Origin of the sequence: Methylibium sp. T29 (genome assembly GCF_000576205.1) — a bacterium.
In the GTDB taxonomy this organism is placed as follows: Bacteria; Pseudomonadota; Gammaproteobacteria; order Burkholderiales; family Burkholderiaceae_C; genus Methylibium; species Methylibium petroleiphilum.
This window is the reverse complement of the sequence record NZ_AZND01000127.1, coordinates 1-10036: the sequence shown is the minus strand read 5'-3', so window position 1 is coordinate 10036 and position 10036 is coordinate 1. Positions and strand designations below refer to the sequence as shown.

Annotated in this window: 8 protein-coding genes and 1 pseudogene; 6 read left to right on the top strand and 3 right to left on the bottom strand. The window is 68.7% G+C overall.

Annotated elements, in window-relative coordinates:
- Window positions 1–397, bottom strand: a pseudogene (locus x551_RS14315) (primosomal protein N'); the annotation flags it as partial.
- A gap of 433 nt (window positions 398–830) precedes the next feature.
- A complete protein-coding gene (gene hemE / locus x551_RS14310) occupies window positions 831–1949 on the bottom strand; it encodes a uroporphyrinogen decarboxylase (protein ID WP_011827735.1) in 1119 nt (372 codons plus the stop codon).
- Window positions 1950–1985: 36 nt separating this feature from the next.
- Here hemE and creB point away from each other — a divergent pair, with 36 nt between their 5' ends.
- From creB to x551_RS14290, 4 genes are all read left to right on the top strand, one after another.
- Window positions 1986–2741 (top strand): two-component system response regulator CreB, encoded by a 756-nt coding sequence (creB, locus tag x551_RS14305; protein ID WP_011827736.1) that lies wholly within the window; start codon window positions 1986–1988, stop codon window positions 2739–2741.
- Window positions 2742–2757: 16 nt separating this feature from the next.
- Complete coding sequence (gene creC, locus x551_RS14300; protein ID WP_253950382.1) at window positions 2758–4332, top strand: two-component system sensor histidine kinase CreC; 1575 nt, start codon at window positions 2758–2760, stop codon at window positions 4330–4332.
- Window positions 4329–4700: a YciI family protein gene (locus x551_RS14295; protein ID WP_036231807.1), complete on the top strand. Its 372-nt coding sequence runs from the start codon at window positions 4329–4331 to the stop codon at window positions 4698–4700. Before creC ends, x551_RS14295 begins: the two co-directional genes overlap by 4 nt.
- A 382-nt stretch (window positions 4701–5082) precedes the next feature.
- Window positions 5083–5535 carry a hypothetical protein gene (locus x551_RS14290; protein WP_036231805.1) on the top strand — a complete coding sequence of 151 codons (453 nt, stop codon included), beginning with the start codon at window positions 5083–5085 and terminating at the stop codon, window positions 5533–5535.
- Here x551_RS14290 and x551_RS14285 read toward each other — a convergent pair.
- The gene (locus x551_RS14285) at window positions 5522–6451 is read right to left on the bottom strand and encodes an AraC family transcriptional regulator (protein WP_161728042.1); all 930 of its coding nucleotides are present in this window, start codon (window positions 6449–6451) and stop codon (window positions 5522–5524) included. The two genes, x551_RS14290 and x551_RS14285, sit on opposite strands and share 14 nt — an antisense overlap.
- Before the next feature lie 252 nt (window positions 6452–6703).
- Here x551_RS14285 and x551_RS14280 point away from each other — a divergent pair, with 252 nt between their 5' ends.
- Both x551_RS14280 and x551_RS14275 read left to right on the top strand, forming a co-directional pair.
- The gene (locus tag x551_RS14280; RefSeq protein ID WP_216701327.1) at window positions 6704–7408 is read left to right on the top strand and encodes a nuclear transport factor 2 family protein; all 705 of its coding nucleotides are present in this window, start codon (window positions 6704–6706) and stop codon (window positions 7406–7408) included.
- A 371-nt stretch (window positions 7409–7779) separates the two neighbouring features.
- Complete coding sequence (locus tag x551_RS14275) at window positions 7780–9915, top strand: VIT and VWA domain-containing protein (protein ID WP_051495680.1); 2136 nt, start codon at window positions 7780–7782, stop codon at window positions 9913–9915.
- Window positions 9916–10036 lie beyond the last annotated feature (121 nt).

Genomic DNA, 10036 nt, shown 5'->3' with positions numbered 1-10036 from the left:
CCTGCGCGCCGCTGGGCGGCAGCAGCTTGGCGCGCAGTCGCGTGAGCCGGCGCTCCAGCTGCGTGGCGCTCAACATGCGCAGTTCGGGCGGCAGCACCGCCAGCGCCACCTCGCCGGGGCTGCGCTGGTAGTACGAGGCAGCAAAGTCCACCAGCTCGCGCCAGGCGGCCGGCAGCGGCGGCAGCGCGTCGAACACCGCGGCCACCTCGCGCAACGTCACGCCATCGGGCACCGCCGAGTCCTCACCGGAGCGCGTGTCCCAGGCCACGCCCAGCACTTCACGGCGACCCAGCGGCACGCGCAGCAGGGTGCCTGGCGTGAGCGGGCGCTCGCTCAAATATCCGAGCGCCGCCTTCAGGCCGCTGTACTGCGGTGCGTCGATCACCACCGGCACCACGACCGGCTCGCGGGCGGGCGCCGGGGGCTCAGCGCCCGCCGCCGGTGCAGATGTGGCGGCCGCTCGCGATGAAGGTGACTTGCCCAAGGAATCTCAAGTTCTTATCAAGGAAAGCGGCCAAGCCGTTGATTCGTTTGGGGTTTTCGAGCTATCCACGTGCCCTGTGGAAAACTTTGTGGGAAACCTGCGCAAACGCACGCTAACTGCTTGATAGCACAGGCCGCGGCTTGCGCTGATGCTTTCGAAGGCAGAAAAATGTCTATATAAGAATCAACGACTTAGCGCATCCATCGGTCGAAAGGCTGTTGCGATGCAGCAGCCTCATCGCGGTGCGGGGCTTGACACGATTCTGGGGATAAGTCAGGCCTCTCGGGCGTCGTTTGCGGGTAAACCCGGCTTGCCGGATGCACCCAGCGCCGTCTCGACCCCCGGGTCAGCCGGCGGCGCCGCGCTGCTGCCGTGAATAGGAATGCACCGCATCCACCAGCACGCTCACGCTGTCGGGCGGCGTGTGCTGGCTGATGCCGTGGCCGAGGTTGAACACGTGGCCGCTGCCGGCCGACGGCGCGCCATAGCTGTCCAGCGTGCGCGCCACCTCGGCGCGGATCTGCTCCGGGTCGGCGAACAGCACGTTCGGGTCCAGGTTGCCCTGCAGGGCCACGCGGTCGCCGACGCGCGCGCGCGCCGCGCCGAGGTTCATGGTCCAGTCCAGGCCCACCACGTCGCAGCCGCTGTCGGCAATGGCCTCCAGCCACAACCCGCCGCCTTTGGTGAACACGATCTGCGGCACGCGATAACCGCCTTGCTCCTTCTTCAATTGGCGCAGCACGCGCTCGGTGTAGGCCAGGCTGAAGCGCTGGAAGGCGCCGTCGGCCAGCACGCCGCCCCAGCTGTCGAAGATCATCACCGCCTGCGCGCCGGCCTCGATCTGCGCGTTCAGGTAGGCCGCCACCGCATCGGCGTTCACCTCGAGGATGCGGTGCATCAGGTCGGGCCGGCGGTAGAGCAGGGTCTTGACCAGGCGGTAGTCGTCGCTGCCCGCACCCTCGACCATGTAGCAAGCCAGCGTCCACGGGCTGCCCGAGAAGCCGATCAGCGGCACCCGCCCCGGCGCGCCGGCCGGCGCCAGCGCACGCCGGATCGACGCCACCGCGTCGAACACGTAGCGCAGCTTCTCCATGTCGGGCACCTGCAGCTTGGCCACGTCGGCCTCGTCGCGCAGCGGGTGCGCGAAGCGCGGGCCCTCGCCCTGCGCGAAGCTCAGGCCCAGGCCCATGGCGTCGGGCACGGTGAGGATGTCGCTGAACAGGATGGCCGCGTCGAGCGGGTAGCGGTCCAGCGGCTGCAGCGTCACCTCGGTGGCGTACTGCGGGTTGGTGGCCAGCCCCATGAAGCTGCCCGCCTTGGCGCGCGTGTCGCGGTACTCGCTCAGGTAGCGGCCGGCCTGGCGCATCAGCCACACCGGCGTCACGTCGGTGGGCAGGCGCAGGCAGGCGCGCAGGAAGCGGTCGTTCGCGAGCGGCGGCAGGGAGGCGGTGGGGGTGGCAGTCATCGGTCGATTATCGCGGCCCTATCATCGGCGCCGACCATGGCCCGCGCGCAGATCCTGATCGTCGAAGACGAACCCGGCATCGCCGACACGCTGAGCTACGCCCTGCGCACCGAAGGCTTCGAGCCGCTGTGGTGCGCCACCGGCGAGGCGGCGCTGCAGCATCTGCCGCCGCAGGCGCCCGCCCCGGCGCTGGTGATCCTGGACGTGGGCCTGCCCGACCTCAACGGCTTCGAGCTCTTCAAGCGCATCCGCGAGCGCGCGGCCGATCTGCCCGTCGTCTTCCTCACCGCGCGCAGCGACGAGATCGACCGCGTGGTGGGCCTGGAGCTCGGCGCCGACGACTACGTGGCCAAGCCCTTCTCGCCGCGCGAGCTGGTGGCGCGCGTGCGCACCGTGCTGCGCCGCACGGCACGCGCCTCTGCTTCGCCGCCGCCCACCACCGTGGCCGGCGCCTTGACGCCGGCCGCTGCCGCGCTTCCAACCCCGATCGACGTGGACGAAGGCCGGCGCCGCATCCGCTACTACGGCCGGCCGCTGGAGCTGTCGCGCTACGAGTACGGCCTGCTCAAGACCCTGGCCGAGCGCCCGGGCCACGTGTACACCCGCGACGTGCTGCTGGAGCGGGTGTGGGACGACCCCGGCGACAGCTTCGACCGCACCGTGGACGCCCACGTGAAGACCCTGCGCGCCAAGCTCAAGGCGGTGGCGCCCACGCTGGAGCCCATCCGCACGCACCGTGGCAGCGGCTACGCGCTGGCCGAAGACCTGCCAGCCGAACTGCCGCGCGCATAGATCGGCCAGCCAGCCAGTGACGAAGCGCAACCGCATCTTCATCGGCATCCTGCTCGCCTATGCGCTGGGCGTGGCGCTGCTGCTGTGGCGGCTGGTGGGCGACATCGACCCGCGCTACCGCGAGTCGGCCGAGGAATCGCTGGTGGAGACCGCGCACCTGATGGCGAGCTGGATCGAGTCGCGCTCCAGCGAGGAGGGCATCGCCATCGACGCGCTGCGCCCGGTGTTCCGCGCCCTCTACGCGCGCGAGTTCAGGGCCGACATCTTCGGCTTCGAGAAGACCCGCGTGGAGCTGCGGGCCACCGTGGTGGACCGCTCGGGGCTCGTGCTGTTCGACTCCCTGGCGCGGCACGAGGGCGAGGACCACTCGGCCTGGCGCGACGTGCGGCTGGCGCTGGCCGGCGAGTACGGCGCCCGCACCTCGGCCGACGTGGACGGCGACCCCCACACCTCGGTGATGTACGTGGCCGCGCCCATCGTCGTGGGCGGCGAGATCGTGGGCGCGGTGTCGGTGGGCAAGCCGGTGCAGAGCTTCGGCCAGTTCGTGGAGAAGGCGCGCCGCCGCACGCTGCTGGTGGGCGCCACCTCGGTGGCCGCGGTGCTGCTGCTGGTGGTGATCGTCTCCATGTGGCTGGTGCGGCCCTTCGGCCTGGTGGCCGACGTGTGGCGCAGCGTGCGGGCCCAGAAGCGCGGCAGCTTCAGCCTGCGCCGGCTGGGCCGCCGCACCTGGGCCGCGGTGGGCGCCGCCTACGACGACATGCGCGACGCGCTGGCCGGCCGCAACTACGTGGCCGACTACGTGCAGACGCTCACCCACGAACTGAAGAGCCCGCTGTCGGCCATCCGCGGCGCGGCCGAACTGCTGAACGACGAACCCGCCATGCCCGAGGCCGACCGCCAGCGCTTCCTCGGCAACATCCAGCGCGAGACGCTGCGCATCCAGGAGCTGGTGGACCGCATGATGGAGCTGGCCGCGCTGGAATCACGCCGCCAGATCGAGCACCCCGAGGCCGTGGCCCTGCGCCCGCTGCTGCACGAGCTGGCCGCCAGCGCGCAGCCGGTGGCCGCGGCGCGGCGCATCGAGGTGGTGGTGCTGCCGGTCGGCGACGGCGACGAGGGCGAGGGTGATGCGGCGGTGGTGGAAGGCGACGCGCTGCTGCTGCGCCGCGCCATCGGCAACCTGCTCGACAACGCCATCGACTTCTCGCCCACCGGCGGCCGCGTGACGCTGCAACTCGCGACCCATGGCCAACGCGGCGGCGGCAGCAGCGTCGACATCATCGTGCGCGACCAGGGCCCCGGCATCCCCGATTACGCCGACGACAAGGTGTTCGAGCGCTTCTACTCGCTGGCGCGGCCGCACTCGCAGAAGAAGAGCACGGGCCTGGGACTGGCGTTCGTGAAGGAGATTGCGGAGCTGCACCGGGGGCGGGTGAGTCTGCGGAATGCGGCAGACGGGAAGGGGGCGGTGGCGGTGTTGACGTTGCTGCGGATGACGGGGGCTGACCCGACTTTCATGCACCTTGTCGATTTCAGACCGCCCGCTTCGTCGTCAGTGCGTCCATCACCACTCCAAGGCAGCTCCCCATGAAATACCTCGGTCTCGCCTACTTCACCCCCGAAAAGTTTGCCGCGCTGGCGCCGGACGACGTCAAGGCGCTGGTGAGCCAATGCCCGCCGCTGGACGAGAAGATGCGCGCGACCGGCAAGGTCCTGGTGTCCGCGTCGCTCGGCGACCTGGAGCGCTGGCGAACGCTGCGCCCGCGCGGCGGCAAGACGCATGTCAGCGATGGGCCCTACACCGAGTCGAAGGAAGTGGTCGGCGGCCTCTTCATCATCGAAGCGGACACCCCTGAAGAGGCATTGCGCATCGCATCCATGCACCCGGCCGCCACGCTCGGCGAAGAGGGCGGATGGGCCGTCGAACTCATTCCGATGGATTTCTACCTGGCCCGATGAGGGCCAGGGCGTAGGCCTCAGGAAGGCTGCGGCGCGCGCTTCTCCGCACGCACCGTTGCAGCTTCGTTTGTCATCGCGGCGATGCGAGCTTCTGGCCGGGCGTTGCCGCTGCCGAATCTCGAATGGGTTTCTACTGTGCAGCGGTTGCCGCCACGGGAACTTCAGAAGCTGGTGGCGGCTTCCGACCCAAAGGCGCTGGTGGCCAAATGGCAAACCTGTCCTCGACGCGCGCCTTCGACAAGACCCCACTTGAAGCGAACCAGTTCAGAACATGCCGTTGTCGTTCTTGGACGTAGTCGGCACCAACTGAAGAGCACGCCTCAACGTCTTCCCGATCACGCTGCCACCGTTGCGAGAACCCCGTGACGACATTCCCCTGTTGATGGAGGCCTTCCTCAAGCGCCACTGCGACCTGCACCGGCGCGACGTGCCGGGGTTCACGCCCCGTGCGGTCCAGGCCCTCCGTCAGTACGACTTCCCTGGGAACATCCGGGAACTGCAGAACCTCGTCGAGCGGGGCGTGATCACGGTCGGGCGTGACGAGTCAATCGATGTGCATCATCTCTTCCGTGGCGGCGAGACCATGGGATGGCATGCACTTTCGGTCGATGCGGGCGGGCGATTGATCGAGTCGCCGCAGTCGGCAGACGAAGGATCGAGCGTCGATGCACGATCAGTCGACCGTGCAGGACCCTCCGACCGGCCGCGCGGCAACGGCAAGGAAGTCGCCGAGTACCGCCGGGCACTGATCGCAGCCCGCCATAACGTTGCTGAAGTGGCACAGCGGCTGGGCCTCATGCGCGCGCAGCTCGCCCACCGGCTCAAGCGCCACTGATTGGCCTGACCCTACGCCGAAATGCCTCGGGCGTTGCTCCCACACGCCGACGGAAGAACTTCAGGAAGTTGGTTGGTTCGCTGAAGCCGAGTTGCTCCCCGATGGCCACGGACGTGGCCTCGGTGTGAACCAGCAGGCGCTGGGCTTCCAGCGCCACCCTGCGGTCGATCGTGTCCTTCGCGGAATGCCCGAATCTCGCCTGGCAGACGCGATTGAGCGTACTGGAGGAGACGCCCAGCTTCTTCGCCATCGCTTCAACTCCGGGCCGCTGCGCCACCGCCCTCTCCAGCTCGGCCGTGAATCGCTGCGCGAGCGGACTCGAAGGCGCGAGCCCTTGGCCGCTGCGCAACGCGGCGCGGCTGATGGCCAGCAGAGCGCAGACCAGCAGTTCGCGCGCCAACGTTGACGATACCGGCGTAACCTGCGCCGGGGCCAGCTCTCGGCGCAGCATGGCCGCAAGTTGCTGACAGGTCGACAACTCCGTGCGATCGAGGTCGAAGCTGCTTGACCACTCCTCGAGCCGCAGCAGCCCCATCGCCGCGTTGGCGCAAGAGCCGCGTCGTGACTGCAGTGATGTCGGCTCGATCAGCATCAAGTCGGCGTCGCAGGACTTCGACGGGGCCCATTCCTGCACCTGACCGGGTCGAACAAACACCGCGCGACCACGGGTCAGGTTCACGCGGTCGAAGTCCACGTGGTGCGCACCGTGTCCACGTGTGACCACCATGAGCATGAAGAACTCGACCCGCTGTGGGCCTTGCAGCACCGATGCCGGCACTCGCCCGCGAAGCTCCGACAAGGTGAGCACTTCGACCCCCACAGGATCCAACCGCTTGTTCGAGAAACGAATGTTTTGCAGCGCCGGTGTACCGGCCGGATTTTGCCGCTCGTGGGATGTTTGATTGATTTTGACCACCTTGTGCCTTGTACGAACCTTTGAGCGTTGGCCAGAGTGATGGACAGTCTCTGCGGCAAATCTACCAGGACGCCCTGACATGAACTTATCGCTCCAACCCCTGCGCCGGACACTCATCGCCGCTGGCCTTGTCTTGTCGATCGCCGCGTGCGCATCGAACACCACCTCCCTCAAAGGCACCACCATGAATCAAGACCGCAAGACCCAAGTGACCGCGCTTCTGAAGCTATCGAGACCGGCGCAGCGGCGCCCGTGGCCGTCATCAACCCGGCCAAGTACGTGCAGCACAACCTCGCGGTGGCCGACGGCCTGACCGGTTTCGGGGCCGCGCTGCTGGCGCTGCCGCCAGGCTCGGCCAAGGTCAATACGGTCCGTGTCTTCCAGGATGGTGACTTCGTCTTCACCCATACCGACTACAACTTCTTCGGGCCCAAGATCGGCTTCGACATCTTCCGCTTCCAGAACGGCCAGATCGTCGAGCACTGGGACAACCTCCAGGCCACGCCGCCAAAGGCCAACCCGAGCGGTCGCACGATGATCGATGGCCCTACCACGGCCGTCGACTTCGACAAGACCGCCGCGAACAAGCAACTGGTCGCTGCCTTCGTCGACGACATCCTGGTGAATGGCCGCATGGGCCGGCTCGGGCAATACATCGTGGGCGACAACTACCGCCAGCACAACCCGCAGATCGCCGATGGTCTGTCCGGCCTGCGCGCAGCGCTGGAGGCCATGGCCAAGGCCGGCATCACGATGAAGTACGCCAAGGTCCACAAGGTGCTGGGCGAAGGCAACTTCGTGCTCACCGTGAGCGAGGGTGAGTTCGGCGGGGCGGCGACGTCCTTCTACGACCTGTTTCGCGTCGAAGCGGGGAAGATCGTGGAGCATTGGGACACCATCGAGGCGATCCCTGCGCGCGCCGATTGGAAGAACGGGAACGGCAAGTTCGGTTTCTGAGGAGCCTTGCGTTCGGTCACACGACTGAGCGGCACCTGGGGCGAGAGTTGATAAACGAGTACCGCTGCCGCATTGAGAAGGAACTGGCGCAACTGGAGAAGACCACCCAAGAGCGGGTCCTCCGCGTGGCGGCTGCCAGTCAGCCGCTTACGCTTTTCAGCAGACGTTGACCGATGTCCGCTCATGGCCGATTGCAGCCCCTCATCGGATCGATTGAGAGCAAGCCAGTGCGGCGGTAGCAACTCTTCCGCCTTCACATCAACTTCACGCAGTCTTCACACACCCACTCCCCAACTTCCTCGTCTTTTCTCACCCCCCGCGGAAGCTCCTCCCCGTGCCCACCTCGCGGCACGTTGCCTCAGGAGCCCGCCATGTTCTTCCCCTCCCTGCGTCCGCGCGCCGTCATCCCGCTGCGCCCCCTGTCGCGCCCGGGCCGGCTGTGGGCCGTGGTCCTGGCGCTCGCTTGCCTGGCGAGCCTGCTGCTCGTCGCGCTGCCGGCGCAGGCCGATGACGCCGACGCGCGGCGCGCCGAGAGCCCGTACTTCTTCGTCAAGAGCGACGACCCGAGCGTCGACCGCCTGCCGCTGAAGGCCACCGAGGTCGACGCGCGCATCGCCGGGCCGATCGCCGACGTCACGGTGACGCAGCGCTACCGCAACGAGGGCCAGCGGCCCATCGAGGCGCGCTATGTCTTCCCCGGTTCCACGCAGGCCGCGGTGCACGCGATGACGGTGCGCATCGGCCACCGCGTGATCGTCGCCGACATCCGCGAGAAGCAGCGCGCCCGCATCGAGTTCGAGGCCGCCAAGCGCGAAGGCAAGACCGCCGCGCTGCTGGAGCAGGAGCGGCCGAACGTGTTCTCGATGAACGTGGCCAACATCCTGCCGGGCGACGAGGTGGCGGTGGAGCTGCGCTACACCGAGCTGCTGCCGCCCACCGAAGGCCGCTACCAGTTCGTGTTCCCCACCGTGGTGGGCCCGCGCTATCGCTCCCCCGCCAACAAGGTTGCGGCCACTGAAGAACAAGCAAGCGGCACGGCAGCGCCGTCGGGCAGCTTCCCCGCCGTGCCCTACCTGCCCGCAGGCGAGGCGTCGGACACCCGCTTCGACCTGCGCGTGGCCTTCGCCTCGCCGCTGCCGGTGAGCGGCCTGCGTTCCAGCTCCCACCAGATCGAGGTGGAAGGCGAAGGCAGCAACGGCGCGCGCGTCGCGCTGGGCGGTGACGCGGAGTCCGCCCGCCACAACGGCAACCGCGACTTCATCCTCGACTACCGCCTCGCCGGTGACGGCATCGCCTCGGGCCTCACGCTGTTCCCCGGTGCGCCGGGCGAGGAGAACTTCTTCCTCGCGATGGTGGAGCCGCCCAAGGCCATCGCCACCACGCAGATCAACCCGCGCGACTACATCTTCGTGGTCGACATCTCGGGTTCCATGCACGGCTACCCGCTCGACACCGCCAAGACGCTGCTGCGCCACCTGATCGGCGGGCTGCGCCCCAGCGACACGTTCAACGTGCTGCTGTTCTCGGGCAGCAACCGCATGCTCAACGAGACCTCGGTGCCGGCCACGCAGGCCAACATCGAGCAGGCGCTGCGCACCATCGCGCAGATGGGCGGCAGCGGCAGCACCGAGATCGTGCCGGCGCTCAAGCGCGTGGCCGCGCTGCCCAAGTCGCCCGATGTCTCGCGCAGCGTGATCGTGGTGACCGACGGCTACGTCACGGTGGAGAGCGAGGTGTTCCAGCTCATCCGCAGGAACCTCGGCCAGACCAACGTGTTCGCGTTCGGCATCGGCAGCTCGGTCAACCGCCATCTCATCGAGGGCATTGCACGCGCCGGCCAGGGCGAGCCCTTCATCGTCACGCGGCCCGAGCAGGCTGCCGCGCAGGCCGAGCGCCTGCGCCGCATGATCGACGCGCCGGTGCTCACGCAGGTGAAGGCGCGCTTCGAGGGCCTGGACACCTACGACGTGGAGCCCGAGCGCCTGCCCGACGTGCTGGGTGGCCGCCCGGTGCTGGTGTTCGGCAAGTGGCGCGGCGAGCCGCGCGGCCAGCTCGTCGTCGAAGGCCAGGCGGCCCACGGTGCCTGGCAGGCGATGCTGCCGGTCGCCACGCCCGACGCGCAGGCCGTGGCGCTGCGCCATCTGTGGGCGCGCCACCGCATCCAGTCGCTGTCGGACCAGGAGGCGCTGCAGGGCGGCGACACGCAGCGCGAGGCCATCACTGCGCTGGGCCTGCGCTACAGCCTGCTCACGCAGTACACGAGCTTCATCGCGGTGGACCGCGTGGTGCGCAACCCGGCCGGCGGCAGCACGCCGGTGGACCAGCCCTCGCCCATGCCGCAGGGCGTGAGCAACCTGGCCATCGGTGCCGAGGTGCCCAGCACGCCCGAGCCTTCGGCCTGGATCGCGCTGGGCGTGGTGCTGGTGCTGCTGGGTGCAGCGGCCTGGCACCGTGGTGGATCGAGCGCCAAGCGCCTGTGGCGCAAGCCGCGGCGCCTGGTGCGGTGAGCGGGGGCCTCCACCATGCATTCGCAACCCTATCGACTGCGTCTCACCGGCGCGCCCGGCCTGGCCGCGCTGCCTGCCGGGGCCTGGCTGGCGCTGCAGGCTGCCGCGCTGTGGCCGCACG

What these genes read in the sequence shown, in the direction of transcription:
- hemE (WP_011827735.1), bottom strand. Translation starts at nt 1,949, where the DNA reads ATGACTGCCACCCCCACCGCCTCCCTGCCGCCGCTCGCGAACGACCGC.
- creB (WP_011827736.1), top strand. Translation starts at nt 1,986, where the DNA reads ATGGCCCGCGCGCAGATCCTGATCGTCGAAGACGAACCCGGCATCGCC.
- x551_RS14295 (WP_036231807.1), top strand. Translation starts at nt 4,329, where the DNA reads ATGAAATACCTCGGTCTCGCCTACTTCACCCCCGAAAAGTTTGCCGCG.
- x551_RS14290 (WP_036231805.1), top strand. Translation starts at nt 5,083, where the DNA reads ATGGAGGCCTTCCTCAAGCGCCACTGCGACCTGCACCGGCGCGACGTG.
- x551_RS14275 (WP_051495680.1), top strand. Translation starts at nt 7,780, where the DNA reads ATGTTCTTCCCCTCCCTGCGTCCGCGCGCCGTCATCCCGCTGCGCCCC.